Here is a 14,969-nt window from a genome sequence, read left to right as displayed (position 1 = left end):
GAGTCACAATAATCAACTATTTTTATCAAAAATAAATTAACTCAGTATTATCAACGGTTTGACTGTAATAGTACATAGAGAGAATCAATGACTGTTATTATAACAGAGCGACTTTTTTCATTAATGAGCTGTCATGTTAAAATGGCTGTATGCTAAAAAAAATCTCTATTGACGACCCGCTACTTAAGGAAATTGCTGCAATACATGAAAATATTCCGCAGACATATAAAGAATGGTCTGCTGAAGAACTAGATTATATACTGCGTTTTGAATCACTTCGTCTATTATTACAGCAAGGCAATGACCATATTCTCAGTTTACAGGCTGATCACCAGTTGATTGCGTTTATCTGGTACAGTCTGACAGATCATACTTATATTAAGTCGCTATGGGTGAGACCTACATATAGAGGCAAAGGCTACGCAGCCAGGCTGAAGAATAAAGTGAAAGAAATCAGTATAAATTCAGGTATGCCTTATATCGCAGGTAAGGTACATAGTGATAATCAAAACATGATCGCTCTTAATCATAAATTAGGCTATAATTGGGACGGAGAAAAAATGATTCTTAAACTATAGAGGTGACAAATGATCCGTACATTATATATCGATATAAACAATGAGCTGAAGACCGGTGAATCTCCTGCTGAGATGACGACAGAACCTCGTCTTCTCTGGGTAGATATTTCAGAACCGACGATTCAGGAGAATCTGTTGCTCAGTCAATTCTTTCATTTTCATCCTCTTTCTATAGAAGATGCTGTATCAGTAAGACAAAGACCGAAGTTCAAGGAATATGATGATTATTTATTTTACGTCTTTCACGCGATTGATTTGACGACGATGAAACCGGAAGAGATTGATGTATTTATTAATGACACGTTAATCGTGACTTATCATAAGGAACATTCAGAAGAAGTGGATAGAGCATGGAATTCGGTTGTCCATGAAAATGATCCATCAAAAATATCTTCTTCTGAAATTATGTTTCGTACACTGGATGCAGTAGTCGATAACTATTTCCCTTTTGTCTATGAGCTTGAGGATAAAGTGTTTTCATTTGAAGATCGCCACTCGGTTGATATTACAACAGAAGCTCTGATAGATGAAACATTCGACCTGAGAGAAGACCTGTTATTGATCAGACGGACGGTACTGCCGATGAAAGACCTGGTCTATCGACTGCTGGAAGGGAAGATCATGACTCTGTCCAAGAAACAGAAAATCTATTTACATCATATTAATGATCATCTGATCAAGCAGGCAGAGATGATTGAGTCATCACGTGAGATGACCGCTGATATTAGAGATAACTATATTTCATTAAACTCGTTCAAAATGAACAATATCATGAAAATCCTGACTATCTACTCCATTATCTTTATGCCATTGACCTTGCTTGCTGGTATATATGGAATGAACTTTGATTATATGCCTGAACTCCACTGGAAATACGGCTATTTTTCAGTATGGATCATAATGCTGGTGATTTCATTCGGTATGGTCGCATTTTTTAAGAAAAGAAACTGGTTCTAGAGCCAATCAGTATGACCTTATTGATGTGCTGTATTACAATGATAAATATTATGCCATTCCCTAAAAACGGGTCCTGTTGTTCCTTGCACAGGATCTGTTTCAGGTAGTGCGACACGATTGATAATTTTATTGACGTCATTTAAGTCATTATAACTTGTTTCAGTATCGACAGCCTGTTCGGTTGGATAGGCGCCCACTATTTTAAAGTCGGCGGACTGGGAACATCTTTTGTGACCGTAACCTGCCGGCAGCAGGAGGACATCACCCATTTTAACAGTGACAATCTGACCGTTTTCGCCCCCAATCTGCAATTCTGCCTCACCAGATTTTACTCCGAGTACTTCATGGGTATTAGGATGAAAATGATGATAATCAAAGACTCCATTTTCCCATATGTGATGCCAGCCATTCTGCTTGAATAATTCAGCAGGAGAGCCTTCAACGTCGTGGTAGAGAATGACGGGCAGAATGATATGGTTAGGTGCTGAAGGTGAAGTGGGCCTATGCAAAATAGTATGTTTCATAAAAAATCCCCCTTTTAATTGAATAATATATTATTCCCGTTATCTCTATCAATCAACCACAGAAAGGAGTATGTTAATGGAGATCTTTATAATGTTATCAAGTTTTATTATAGCGACTATCTTATCGACGGTTATTCACTTTAAATATCCGAAGCTGCCTCTCGCATTCATTCAGATCTTTTTAGGGTTACTCATATATATTACGCCGCTACCTATAGTGATGGAGTTTGAGCCCGAGATGTTTCTGATTGGTATTATAGCGCCTTTATTATTTCTGGAAGGTAATCATGTTTCGCGGATTAGATTGCTTAAATATATTAAGCCCGTTGTTCTGATGGCAATCGGACTGGTTTTTACTACAGTCATCGGGCTCGGCTATATTGTTCATTTTCTTATGCCCCTTATTCCATTCGCTGCCTGTTTTGCACTGGCCGCTATCATCTGTCCGACAGATGCCGTTGCAGTACAAGCTATCGCAAAAGGTAAAAAGTTACCGAAAGGGCTTATGACCATTCTGGAAGGCGAATCCTTATTAAATGATGCAGCTGGGATTTTGAGCTTTAACATTGCGGTTGTTGCTCTGACTGCCCATGTGTTTACTATACAGAGAGCAGCCCTTCAGTTCTTTGCATCGTCGCTCGGCGGTATTGCTGTAGGTCTGATCATCGGTATTTTATTTGTACAAATCAGAATTCGTCTACTGGATGGTGGATTTGAAGAAGAATATATTTTCAGTCTTATTCAACTGCTGACACCTTTTGTTATTTATATGGTAGCGGAAACCTTTCATGTATCAGGTATTATTGCTGCTGTTGTCGGTGGTATCATCCACGGTATAGAGCGTGATCGCTTCAGCCAGGCAACTACTAAACTTCAGATGGGCTACAATTATACGTGGGGCCTGCTGTCCACTATTTTAAATGGTATGGTTTTTACTATTCTAGGTTATATTATTCCTGAGGTGACCATTGAGATCCTGAAGAATGAACAGCAGAATCTCGGAGGTCTCATTTTACTGACAATAGTGGTGTCATTGCTGGTTTACTTATTCCGTTTCCTATGGGTATTCGTGCTATATGATATGTTTTATTTACCGGTCAATCCTTTTATTAAGATCTTAAATAATCAAAATGCATCAGAGCCTGAAGAGCGGCCCTCACGGTTTAAATATGCACTCATTACAACTGTCTGCGGTGTTCACGGTACGATTTCCATGGCTATTGCACTTACGCTGCCCTATGAAATATTTAACCATCAGCCGTTTATGTTCCGTGATGACTTACTATTTATTGCAGCGGGTGTCGTACTGATCAGTCTGATTGTCGCTCAGTTACTGTTGCCACTGCTTACTGAAGAAGAGGTCGTTCAAACTTCATCTAATTATTCGTTCAAGGAAGCGCGTGTTCTTGTTATTGAAAAAGGCATCGAGTATCTGCATCGTCATACAACGAAAGAGAATATGGCGATAACAGGGAATCTTATCCGTGAGAATACCATGAGAATTAACTTCTACAAGCGAATACATGACCTGGATGAGAATCCTAAAGAGATGCTTAGACTTCAGAACAAAGCACTCGATATTGAAGCTAAAGTTCTTGAGGAACTGACTGAGAATGGTACGATCTCTGAGACTGTCTACCAGAATTATGTGGCTTATATCGAACGAACGCGGCTATTTGCCCATGCGTCCTTTGTTAAACGTGCACTCTTTTTACTGAAGGTAAGAAGGAATCGACATAAACTTAAAAAACGTTTTAGTGGTATGAGTCCTTACACATTCCGCAGCCACTTAATGGAAATCGAAAAAGTAGCGGGTAAAGTTCACTATGCAGTGCTGCAAGGATTACTCAAAGAGCAGAATGCTGGCAACCGGATGGAAGTGGCTATGGTCACAGATATTTACTTGAACCGTGTTCAGCAGCTGAAGCGTAATATTATGAATGAAAAACTGGAAGATGCAGAAACGCTTCTGGCACTTAATGTCATTGGTATTGAACGTGAGATTGTGCAGGAGCTTGCCATGAAAGAGAAGATTTCAAGTGAAGTAGCTATCGAATTACGCCAATCACTCAACTATGATGAAATGATTCTGCTGGATAATCATAGTTAATGTTTTTAAATGCTTTTCAAGGGGAAAGTAGCAGTAAGACTAATTAGAGCAAAGGATGAGGCAAATGCATGAAGAAAAATTTGTACTGATTGAAAATAAAGAGATGTCTTTAAGAGAATTAGCGAGCGAACTAGAAGCAATAACAGGTTACACGGTGACAGATAGTTATGGTGATATCAATCGAATTGTTGCTCAGAAGCCCAATTTTGATAACGATTTCGAAACATTTCTCATCACTTATGAGTTCAACGAAACAAACGATATCGTTGATGCGACTGTCACAACACCAAGAAATCAGAAGATTGATTTTAAAAAGGATCATGTTAAAGTACGTCTGCTGTCGTACAAATCCAGATAAATCTGAAGAAGCGCCTATGATTGCTGAACAAGCCATTATAGGCGCTTCTTTTTATTTTTATATATTTTGAACATTATTATTACAATTATTAAATATAAATCAGAAAATTTAAAAATCTTATTTACAAAATGTTCATAATTAGCCATAATGAATTTAACTAATCAATAGGGGGCTATCATTTGAAAAAGAAGGTTATTTCATCTGTATTGACATTGGGACTCGGTTTATCTTTAACAGCAGGGACATCATATGCACATAACAATGAATATGAAAAAGGTTCTAACTTTGATGGTGTCATTGCTAATGAGGAGCGTCTTATCAAAATGCTGAAGCAAGAAGGTATTCTTGCGAAAGATGCATCGCGCAGTGAGGCAGAGAAAGCAGTAAAAGAATATGTGAGAGCTAAAGGGGATGCAGCTACTCGCAAAGTACAAAATGAAGGTAAATTCATCAAGAAACATAAAAAAGTAACAGACAAAAACAACAATGGAAGTGATAATAAATACACAAGAGGCAACGGCAAGAAAAAAGGACATGCGAATGTGCTTAAACCGGTGACGCCAGAAGCATATACCGGTGAAACACGTACTGATAAAGTACTGCTTCTGGCAATTGATTTCCCGGATTACAAAAATTCTTCTATTACAAAAGATGAAAGTGATATGTTCTATGAAAACTATCCAATGGATCATTTCCAGCAGATGGTATTTGGAGAAAATGGTTATAAAGGGCCGAATGGTCAGAATCTGATCAGTATGAAGCAGTACTATCAGAATCAATCAGGTGGTAGTTATGATATTGATGGTCAAGTTCATGGCTGGTATACAGCGGACCATCCTGCTGCTTATTATGGTGGCAATTATCCAGATGCAGATGGCAGCGATAGCCGTCCGAAAGAACTCATTAAAGAAGCGCTGGAAAAAGCAGCAAAGGATCCATCCCTTAACTTGGCAGACTATGATCAATGGGATCGTTATGATTTAGATGGAGATGGCGTTCTGAACGAAAAGGATGGCATCGTGGATCATCTGATGATTATACATGCTGGACCTGGTGAAGAAGCGGGTGGTGGTCTTCTGACTACAGATGCTATCTGGTCTCATCGCTGGAGTCTGGACTTCAATGAGCAAGGTGAACCTTATACCATTCCAGGTACGAAGTCAGGTCAAGAACAATTCGGCGGTGAATTAGGTGTTATTGATTACACTATTCAACCGGAAGACGGTGCGACTGGAGTATTCGCACATGAGTTCGGACATGATCTAGGATTGCCGGATGAATACGATACAATTTATTCAGGTAAAGGAGAGCCTGTTTCATTCTGGTCTATTATGTCAAGTGGTAGCTGGGCAGGTAAAATCCCTGGAACAGAACCGACTGGCTTCGATGCCTATATGAAAGAGATGCTGCAAGATTTTCACGGAGGTAACTGGCAGACGGGTAGTGAGATAGACGCAAAAGAAGTCACTTCTACACCTCAATTATTTACACTGGATGAAGCGACAACTAAAGGAACTAATGATGATGCTGTGAAAATCACGTTACCTGATAAAGTGACAGAAGTGGTTAAGCCTGCACAAGGTACAAAAACTTATTTCAGTGGATCGGGAGATGATCTGTTAAATACTATGACTGCTTCAGTCGATCTGACTGGTAAAAAATCTGCTGAGTTAACTTTTAAAGCTTGGTATGATATCGAAAAAGGTTTTGATTATGCATATGTTCAAGCATCAACGGATGGTGAAAACTGGACGAATTTAGCTGGGAATATTACTAATAATGACGATCCGGAAGGTTCAGGTGCCAATGCAGGGAATGGTATCGATGGCACAAGTAATGGATGGATCGATGCAAAGTTTGATTTATCAGCTTATGCAGGTAAAAAAGTGCAGTTCCGTTACCTCTATGTAACTGATGGCGGTTATACAGCACCTGGTTTATATGCTGATGATATTAAAGTCACTGCAGACGGTGCTTCTGTTTTTGCAGATGATGCTGAAGGTACCTCTAAATTCGACATGAATGGTTTCTCTGTATCTGATGGAAAGAAATACAGTAAAAACTACTACTTGCTGCAATGGAGAAGTCATAACAAAATTGATGTAGGACTCGCACATATTAAACGTGGAGATAATCTGCTGAGCTTTAATAAAGGACTTAACGTCTTCTATGTAGATGAAAGCTATACAGATAATCATGTAGGCAGACACCCGGGTTATGGCTATATCGGTATTGTCGATGCTGACCAGAATGCTCTAAAATGGACTGGCGCTACACCATCATTTGCTTCTACACAGTATCAGGTACGTGATGCAGCATTTAGTCTTACACCGCAGGACCCATTAAATTTTAAGCTCGAAGATGGTTCAGTGTTAGTGGATAAAAATCTGAAAGCGAACCCTCTGTTTAGTGATACAAATGACTACTCTAACGCAGATCAGCCGCATGCAGGTAAAATCTTACCTCAATACGGTCTGAAAGTGAAAGTAGTAGCTGAATCAAAAGATAAGTCTGTAGGTAAGGTTATGGTTTATAAATAATATGGAAATGCCACTTCGGTGGCATTTTTCTTTGTTATAATAGGTGTGAGGTGACGAGATGAATTATTTAGAGACAGAACGTTTAATTTTAAGGGATTGGTGTCAGGAAGATTTACTTTATTTCCAGGCAATGAATGTGGATGCTGATGTCAGACGCTACTTTCCAGATAGATTGAGCTACAAGCGTTCAGAAATTGTCTTTCAACATATGCAGAATGAAATCGAAAAATATCAGCTCGGTCTTTTTGCAGCTGAAGAAAAGTCATCAGGTAATTTTATCGGTTTTATTGGTATGCAGAAATTAGAGCCGAATAAGTGGTTTTCATTAGAAGAGATGCCTTGTTTTGAAATTGGCTGGAGACTGAGAAAAGAAGCATGGGGCAGAGGTTATGCCACTGAGGGGGCAAAGGCAGTGCTTGATTATGGTAGAGTGCTTGTAAATTTACCTATTTATAGTCTGACCAGTGTAAAAAACTTGCCCAGTATTAATGTGATGCAGAAAATTGGTCTGACAGAGTGGCGCACATTCCATCATCCGATGATTCCGGCAGGCCATCCTCTTGAAAAACATGTGCTGTATAAGGATACATATGATTCTGATCAGTAGTTGTCTCGTTGGAGAAAAAGTCCGTTATGATGGTCGGGATCAATTAGACAGTGAACTTAAAAAACTCGTTACAGAAGGTAAGGCAGTAGCGGCTTGTCCTGAATTAATGGGCGGGTTAAATGTGCCACGCGAACCGGCAGAAATTGTTGGTGGAGAGGGTGTCGATGTCTGGCAAGGTACGGCGCGTGTGATGACCTTATCAGGTAAAGATGTGACAGCAGCATTTAAAGAGGGTGCAGAAAAGACACTGAAATTATGCCATTCACTCAGCATTACAGTCGTCATATTAAAAGAGAATAGCCCAAGTTGTGGCAGTCAGCACATCTATACAGGCTCATTTAATGGCGAAAAGCGTATGGGCAGCGGAGTGACTACTGCACTTCTTGAAATGAATAATATTCAGGTGCTCAATGAAAATGACCCTCAATTAGAGGGTCATCTCTTCGATTAAATGGGCAGGGTCATCTGCAAATAAGGCGAGTGTCAGATAACGTTGATCCAGGAATCCTTTATCATGCATTTCAATGAGCAGCTGGTTAAGTGTGTCATAATAGCCCTCAATATTATATATGCCGATCGGTTTTGTGTGCAGGTCGAGCTGAGCCCAGGTGAAGATCTCAAAAAACTCTTCAAGCGTACCTGCACCGCCTGGCATCATAATGAAACCATCAGATAAGTCAGCCATTATCTTCTTTCGTTCATGCATGGAGTCAACAATATGCAACTCAGTAAGTCCTTTATGAGCGACTTCTTTATCACAGAGAAACTGGGGGATAACGCCGATAGCTTCCCCGCCATGTTCAATGACGCTATCTGCGATGATTCCCATCAGACCGATATTTCCACCACCGTAAACGAGTCTGATTTGATTGTCAGCCAGGTAACGACCCAGTGCTTGTGCTTTTGATGTATAAATATCAGAACCAGAACGTGAACCACAAAATACTGCGACTGATTTCATAGAAAAAATCCTTTCTTAAATGTGATATGATAGTGCTATTGAAAAGAGGTGACTGTATGATCAGAATCATGAAAGTGAACGCAGAAATGGAAATTTCATTACAACATTATTCACTATCAATGAGACAGATGAATTTTTCGGGTCATCCGAGTTATATCATCAGTAGAAAAAAAGAAAATTACCAGCCATTCGTCATATTGAAAGATGATAAAGTAATTGGTGTCTTTGCGCTTGAAGATGGCGCTATTCTTGCTAAAATGGGCGCTTCGCCTGATGCCATTTATTTAAGAGGACTATCTATCGATCAGAATCATCAAGGTAAAGGCTTTTTCAGACAAGCCCTTAAACTGATTGAGGATTATGCCCGGACAGCTGGTAAAAAAGAACTTTATCTGATGGTCAATGTCAAAAATGACAGCGGCTATTATGCATTCATTAAAACAGGCTTTATAGATAGAAAACGAGTCGTGCGTCAAGGCTTGCTCAAATTAAAAGTTCTATCAAAAACCATCCATAATCATTGATTACGGATGGTTTTTTCGAGCTGCTGACAAAAATGCTGTCGATCAGCTTCCGTCAAGGCTTTCGGTCCTTTAGTCTTATGTCTTGCTCTGCGCATTTGTTGAGAAGAATGACGCACCATAAGCAGATATTCAATATTATCCTGTGAATAAATAGAACCGGTATGGTGCAGAACCGTCACTTGCTTATTGAGCAGAAGACTTGCAAGACCATAGTCCTGCGTAATAACGATATCCTGCTTACTGGCTAGTTGCACAATTCTGTAGTCTGCACTATCAAAGCCGTCATCAACATAGTCCAGTGTTACAAAGGAAGGATACTGACGGCTGGTGAAGTGATTGAAATTGCGAACTAATATAACGTTGAGCTGATATTGTCCAGCGATATCGATAATCTCGTCGATTACAGGACATGCGTCAGCGTCTACAATCAGCATGCTTTAAAATTTTCCGCGTTTTTCAATATGCGCGGCCATTTCTGTACGATGCTTTTCAAAGAGCGGCGCGTTGCTGTAATCCTCTTCATGATCAAATCTTAATGTGCGAGCAGGGACAGCTTCTTTTTTTGATTGACGACTGAAAGTATTTAAAAGAGAAGGCTTATCTGTTTTATGAGAGGCTTTCTTTTTATTTTTCTTTTCATTGTTCTGCTTTTTCTTTTCTTCCTTATTGGCCTGAATCAGATTTTCTTTCATTTCTTTCTGACGTTCTTTAAGTTGTTTTTCTTCCTGTTTCTGACGCTTAGTCATTTCCTTTTCAAGCTGTTTGTTCATTTGTTTAGTCTGTTTCACTTTTTTGTTTTCAGCTCTGTTTTCTTTGATGTTGTGAGACGTTTCAGCAACAAATTGAGAAGCAGCGACTGTTTTATCTTTTACATTCTTAGTTGTATGAGCTACTTTCTTAGTGGTATCGACTGTTTTATCTTTGACTTTAATAGCTGCATCTTTTGTGACAGCTGCTGTACGTACTGTCTTATCTTTAATGGCCACATAGTCTGCATTTTCTTTCAGGCGGTGACGTTCATTGATAAGTGGAACCAGGATTAAGGCGCCGACATTAACTGCTGTCTTGATTTTATCATTCATATTCAATCTCTCCTTAAAGTCATTTTTAATACTTCAATTTACCCTTATAACTTATAAATAAACGGCTGTCGCCTGACAACCGTTTTATACTTCTATGTTATGGACGATTTTATTCATCAAATACATGAGCCGTTTATATTCTTCTATTGTGACTTTCGAATCTTTAAACATTTCATCTGGTATATGCTGAATATCTTCAAGTAATGCCTGTCCTGTTTTTGCGAGGGAGACCATCACTACACGTTCATCTGTCTCTGAACGACTGCGGATGACTAATTCATCTGCCTCCATTTTTTTGAGGATAGGAGTGATAGTACCTGATTGAAAGGCCAGTTTTTCACCGAGTTTCAGTACAGGCATATCATGATGTTCACTTAGCACCATCATCACCAGATACTGTTGATAACTAATACCATAAGACTTCAGCAGATTACGGTTATAATGCTTGATCATTTCCCGTTGGCCATGATAGAGATGGTAATCAACTGTAGATAATTTATTCATAATATCTCCTTCATAAATAACACACAATTTTAAATTCCTTTACCGATACCAAATCCAAAATAAAGAACGGCAATAATCGCGACAAGCACGAGGCGATAAATCGCGAATGGGATTAATTTGACGCGGTTGATGAGTTCAAGAAATAGCTTGATGGATAGTAAACCGAAAATAAAGGCAGCGATAAAACCGGCAATGTAGAACCAGAGCTGGTCTGCATGGATGTACTGATAATTACTGAGCAGACTTTTTGCACTCGCTGCTGCCATAATAGGTACAGCCATAATAAAAGTGAAGTCTGAAGCAGCTTTATGATCAAGTTTTGTCAGAACACCCGCTGATATTGTAGAACCAGAGCGAGAGAACCCAGGCCATAGCGCAAGAATCTGAACGAGACCGATGATAAGAGCCTGCTTGTGGGTAATGCTGTCAACAGTCTGAGGATGTTTAACTTTCTTAGCGTATAAGTCAGCGACAATCATCAGAATAGCACCAAGCGCAAGACCAATGAGTACAGTTGGTACTGAAAAGAGATGTTCGTCAATGAAATCGTCAAACAGAAGACCTGCAACACCTGCTGGAATTAAGCCGATGAGAACGTGAGATAATTTAAGGCGACGCTCAATCGGTTCAGATTTAAAGCTTAACATATCAACGAAACGACGTCTGAATATCCAGGCAGCTGCAAGGATTGAACCTAACTGAATGACGATTTTGAATGTATTGGCCGATTCCTTAGAACCGAGCACATCCACTGAATGCAACCACATATCATCTACAAGAATCTGATGGCCGGTCGAGGAGACGGGTGCAAATTCAGTCAAACCTTCTACTATACCTAAAATAATTGCTTTAATGAGTTCAAAAAATTCCATATCGTTACCACCTTATGTCTTATGATTACAAATGAAAGTATACCACAACAGACATTAAAAATAGTATTTATAAATGAGGCGTATTATTTCTGTTTTGTGTCACTTTCATTATAATAATAAGAAAGGATGTGAAAATGTGAATTATTTAACAAGTCTGACCAGACGTTATTTTTATATACATCTTATGCTGCTGATTGCTGCAGTGCTGCTGGCAATCCTGATTGTACTGCAAAGCGTAAATATAGGTCAGCTGATTGACGGTGTTTTACAACGTGATATCCCTTATCAGCTGATCGGTGTGATTCTTGGCATATTAATAGGTAGAAGCTTGCTTCATTTTATGCTTAAATGGCTGGGTGCGATGCTCAGTTACCGTGTGAAGCATCATCTGCGTAGAAAGATGATCAGTGATAAACGCCCAACTGCTGAAACTATGAATTTATCGACAGAGGGTATCGAAGGTATCGATAGTTTCTATGCAGAGTATCTGCCGCAGCTTTATCGCTCGGCCATCATACCTCTCACTATTATCATCTTTTTGCTTTTCTTCCATAGAAATACCGCTTTTATTATGTTGATTACTGCACCTTTTATTCCACTTTTCTATATTATTATCGGAATTAACACTGCGAAGAAAGCGACAGCACAGATGACTGCACTCAACCAGTTCTCCGGCTATTTTCTGGATGCTATCAAGGGAATCGTCACCATTAAACTGTTTAACAATGAAGCAAGAGTAAGAACAGGAATTGTAGAGAAATCGGAAGGATTCAGAGAAAAGACGATGATCATCTTGAAGACTGCATTCCTATCTACTTTAATGATAGAGTTCATCTCTATGCTGTCGATCGGTATTATCGCACTCGAAGTGGGTCTAGGGTTGATTGTTTTCAAAACAGTGTCTTTCTATACAGCAGTTGTGGCCCTGATGCTGGCACCAGAATTTTATAATGCACTTAAAGACTTAGGTGCTGCCTTTCATACAGGCAAGCAGGCTGAAGGATATGCAGAACTGCTGAAGCAATCTCATAACAAGGTGATTGATAGAAGCGTCTCCTCTGATAACGCAATTAAATTGAATGTCACAAAGTCTTACACTCATTTTACTCTGTCTGTACATGATGTATTACCTCTCAGACATACGGTTATAATGGGTTCGAGTGGAGCAGGGAAAACCACTTTAGCTAAAGTGCTGTCAGGTGTAGAGATTTACGGAGAGGGTTCAATTGTATTGCCCGAGAAATTAAATAACAATATTATCTATATGTCACAGCATCCGTTTGTTATGAGTGAGACGGTACGTCATAATGTGACGATGTTCAATGAAGTATCAGATGATGAATTGTACAGAGTAGCACGTCAAGTCGATATGCTGGACCGCATTGATGATTTGCCGGATGGTTTTGACACACGGATCGGTCGTACAGGCGAGCAGCTGTCCGGAGGGGAACTTCATCGCATCATGTTAATGAGAGCCTTACTCAGTCCTGCAGAGATGATTATTCTTGATGAGCCTACTGCTATGCTTGATGCACGAACTGAACGAATTGTAAAAGAAACGATTGAAGTGCTTAAGAAGCAGTCCATTATATATACTATTGCGCATCAGCGTTCTACTATTCAGTCAGCATCATATTTAATCTATATGGAAAATGGGGAGATCGAACAAGGTACACCGGATGAATTTGAATCTCACCCTTACTATCAGGCGGTGATATCACATGTTTAAATGGATAGATTCAAGAACGTATCGACAGTTAATCATTGCCATCATCGTGGGTACGATAGGCGGACTTACAGCGATTGGCATGTTCAGTTTAAGTGGTCTGATGCTATCAAAAAGTGCTTACGGTGTTCCACTTTATTCACTGATGATTTTAGTCGCTTCTATTAAATTACTCGGTATTGTTAGAGCAGTTGCACGTTATTATGAACGGCTGATCAGCCATGATGCCACATTCCGTATGTTAAAAGAGGTTCGAGTCAGTGCTTTTGATCAGCTTGTCACTGAATTTGTCAATCTGCATAGTCAGTGGCGCTTATCAGAACTGTTACAACGTACTGTCAACGACATTGAGAAACTGCAGAATGTGCTGCTTCGAGTGATTTATCCACCTGTAGTCGTTCTGCTGACAGCTCTTACGGTCTGTCTGGTCTATACAGTATATGACCTTCAGGCAGTCATGGTCATTGCAGCTGTTATGCTGGTTATTCTTGTCGTGCTGCCACTCACAACGAGCCGTTTGCTCAGTAAAATGACGGAGGCCACGCGAGCGAGTCAGACAGATTTTATGGACCGGTTAAGTGACTATAGTATGGGACGCGAAGATATCGCAGTTTTTGACCGTCATCAGCATTTTGACCATTTGCTGTTGCAGGCGCAGACCGATTATGAAAAGAATCTGCTGAAAGAAAAGCAGCTGATTGCTTTTTACGACTGGCTGCTGAACTTGTTCAGCATGTTGGCAATATGGGGCGTCTTATATGTCATGCTTGATCATACAGTACTGATGTATGCCAGTATCATCATGGTCACCATCACTTTGTTTGAGATGGCTATACCGATGAGTCAATTTCCGTTTTATTATCAGGAGACAAAACGTGCCAGTGAACAACTGATGACATTTAGTCCAGCGGTTAAAAAAACTGAGGTGCTGAAGCGGTTACCTATTACAATGAAAGATCTTGACTTTACATACCCTGAACAACAGCGTCCCGTGCTCAAGGGTATTAGTCTGACCATTCATGAAGGTGACAAAATAGCGATTGTAGGAAGCAGTGGCTCAGGTAAATCGACACTTCTGCATTTATTAACAGGTCTATATCCAAGCGATATTCAAATTGCAGGACAATCTATGCAGGAGTTGGACCGTGAAAGTTATTTCTCGGGACTGAATATTATGCAGCAGGACAATCACTTCTTTCAAGGGACAGTGCAGGAGAATCTGTTCAGTGATGATGTAGAAAGTATTGAATTTTATTTGAGAGAATTTAATTTACCGTTTGAACCTGCAAGTGAAATTGATGAGTTCGGTCGTAATCTGTCAGGTGGGGAACGTCAGCGTCTGCATTTTATCCGTCTGCTTTTGAGAGACCAGCCGATATGGCTGCTTGACGAACCATTTAACGGTGTAGATGTAGTCAATCGTGAAAAAATGGCAGATTATCTGAAGGAGCAGCGTACGATTGTAGTCATCAGTCATGAGCTTGAAATCCTGCATAACTTTGATATGATTTATATATTAGAAGATGGCCATTTAATAGAGGCAGGGAGCTTCGGTACATTAATGGAGAAAAAAGGATTCTTCTATGAAAGGATTCTTTTAGAACGTCAGATGATTAATTAGGAGGA

At 39.7% G+C, this 14,969-nt stretch carries 16 protein-coding genes; 10 read left to right on the top strand and 6 right to left on the bottom strand.

Going from position 1 to position 14,969, the window contains the following annotated elements; all coding sequences use genetic code 11:
- Nucleotides 1–149: 149 nt before the first annotated feature.
- Together ERX37_RS08610 and corA are read left to right on the top strand one after the other, a co-directional pair.
- Nucleotides 150–578 carry a GNAT family N-acetyltransferase gene (locus ERX37_RS08610; RefSeq protein WP_133430266.1) on the top strand — a complete coding sequence of 143 codons (429 nt, stop codon included), beginning with the start codon at nt 150–152 and terminating at the stop codon, nt 576–578.
- A gap of 9 nt (nt 579–587) precedes the next feature.
- Nucleotides 588–1,535, top strand: coding sequence for a magnesium/cobalt transporter CorA (gene corA / locus ERX37_RS08605; protein WP_133430265.1), 948 nt, complete (start codon nt 588–590; stop codon nt 1,533–1,535).
- 17 nt (nt 1,536–1,552) lie between these two features.
- On the opposite strand, the gene ERX37_RS08600 is transcribed toward corA, so the two are convergent.
- Entirely contained in the window at nt 1,553–2,059 is a 507-nt protein-coding gene (locus ERX37_RS08600; protein WP_133430264.1) for a cupin domain-containing protein, read from the bottom strand.
- Nucleotides 2,060–2,135: 76 nt separating this feature from the next.
- Between ERX37_RS08600 and ERX37_RS08595 the strand changes: the two genes are divergently transcribed.
- The 5 genes from ERX37_RS08595 to ERX37_RS08575 all read left to right on the top strand — a co-directional run bounded on the left by ERX37_RS08595 (nt 2,136) and on the right by ERX37_RS08575 (nt 8,125).
- Nucleotides 2,136–4,169: a cation:proton antiporter gene (locus ERX37_RS08595; RefSeq protein WP_133430263.1), complete on the top strand. Its 2,034-nt coding sequence runs from the start codon at nt 2,136–2,138 to the stop codon at nt 4,167–4,169.
- A gap of 64 nt (nt 4,170–4,233) precedes the next feature.
- Complete coding sequence (locus ERX37_RS08590) at nt 4,234–4,527, top strand: hypothetical protein (protein ID WP_133430262.1); 294 nt, start codon at nt 4,234–4,236, stop codon at nt 4,525–4,527.
- 179 nt (nt 4,528–4,706) lie between these two features.
- Entirely contained in the window at nt 4,707–7,067 is a 2,361-nt protein-coding gene (locus tag ERX37_RS08585) for an immune inhibitor A domain-containing protein (RefSeq protein WP_133430261.1), read from the top strand.
- 58 nt (nt 7,068–7,125) lie between these two features.
- Complete coding sequence (locus tag ERX37_RS08580) at nt 7,126–7,674, top strand: GNAT family N-acetyltransferase (protein WP_133430260.1); 549 nt, start codon at nt 7,126–7,128, stop codon at nt 7,672–7,674.
- On the top strand, nt 7,658–8,125 hold the full coding sequence (locus ERX37_RS08575; protein ID WP_133430259.1) for a 2-thiouracil desulfurase family protein: 468 nt from the start codon (nt 7,658–7,660) through the stop codon (nt 8,123–8,125). Before ERX37_RS08580 ends, ERX37_RS08575 begins: the two co-directional genes overlap by 17 nt.
- Here ERX37_RS08575 and ERX37_RS08570 read toward each other — a convergent pair.
- A complete protein-coding gene (locus ERX37_RS08570) occupies nt 8,102–8,635 on the bottom strand; it encodes an LOG family protein (protein WP_133430258.1) in 534 nt (177 codons plus the stop codon). The genes ERX37_RS08575 and ERX37_RS08570 overlap by 24 nt on opposite strands.
- A gap of 56 nt (nt 8,636–8,691) precedes the next feature.
- Here ERX37_RS08570 and ERX37_RS08565 point away from each other — a divergent pair, with 56 nt between their 5' ends.
- Nucleotides 8,692–9,159: a GNAT family N-acetyltransferase gene (locus tag ERX37_RS08565; RefSeq protein WP_165982013.1), complete on the top strand. Its 468-nt coding sequence runs from the start codon at nt 8,692–8,694 to the stop codon at nt 9,157–9,159.
- Here ERX37_RS08565 and ERX37_RS08560 read toward each other — a convergent pair.
- From ERX37_RS08560 to ERX37_RS08545, 4 genes are all read right to left on the bottom strand, one after another.
- Nucleotides 9,153–9,593: a YaiI/YqxD family protein gene (locus ERX37_RS08560; protein ID WP_133430256.1), complete on the bottom strand. Its 441-nt coding sequence runs from the start codon at nt 9,591–9,593 to the stop codon at nt 9,153–9,155. The genes ERX37_RS08565 and ERX37_RS08560 overlap by 7 nt on opposite strands.
- 3 nt (nt 9,594–9,596) lie before the next feature.
- The gene (locus tag ERX37_RS08555; protein WP_133430255.1) at nt 9,597–10,241 is read right to left on the bottom strand and encodes a hypothetical protein; all 645 of its coding nucleotides are present in this window, start codon (nt 10,239–10,241) and stop codon (nt 9,597–9,599) included.
- Nucleotides 10,242–10,325: 84 nt separating this feature from the next.
- Nucleotides 10,326–10,745, bottom strand: coding sequence for a MarR family winged helix-turn-helix transcriptional regulator (locus ERX37_RS08550; protein ID WP_133430254.1), 420 nt, complete (start codon nt 10,743–10,745; stop codon nt 10,326–10,328).
- 29 nt (nt 10,746–10,774) lie between these two features.
- On the bottom strand, nt 10,775–11,617 hold the full coding sequence (locus ERX37_RS08545) for an undecaprenyl-diphosphate phosphatase (protein WP_133430253.1): 843 nt from the start codon (nt 11,615–11,617) through the stop codon (nt 10,775–10,777).
- 136 nt (nt 11,618–11,753) lie between these two features.
- Between ERX37_RS08545 and ERX37_RS08540 the strand changes: the two genes are divergently transcribed.
- Both ERX37_RS08540 and ERX37_RS08535 read left to right on the top strand, forming a co-directional pair.
- Nucleotides 11,754–13,346, top strand: coding sequence for an ABC transporter ATP-binding protein/permease (locus ERX37_RS08540; protein ID WP_165982012.1), 1,593 nt, complete (start codon nt 11,754–11,756; stop codon nt 13,344–13,346).
- Nucleotides 13,339–14,964, top strand: coding sequence for an amino acid ABC transporter ATP-binding/permease protein (locus ERX37_RS08535; RefSeq protein ID WP_133430251.1), 1,626 nt, complete (start codon nt 13,339–13,341; stop codon nt 14,962–14,964). Before ERX37_RS08540 ends, ERX37_RS08535 begins: the two co-directional genes overlap by 8 nt.
- Nucleotides 14,965–14,969 lie beyond the last annotated feature (5 nt).

This window comes from Macrococcus hajekii (assembly GCF_004359505.1).
Classification (GTDB): Bacteria; Bacillota; Bacilli; order Staphylococcales; family Staphylococcaceae; genus Macrococcus; species Macrococcus hajekii.
The sequence above is the reverse complement of the archived record's forward strand: the minus strand, read 5'-3'. Positions and strand labels throughout refer to the sequence as shown.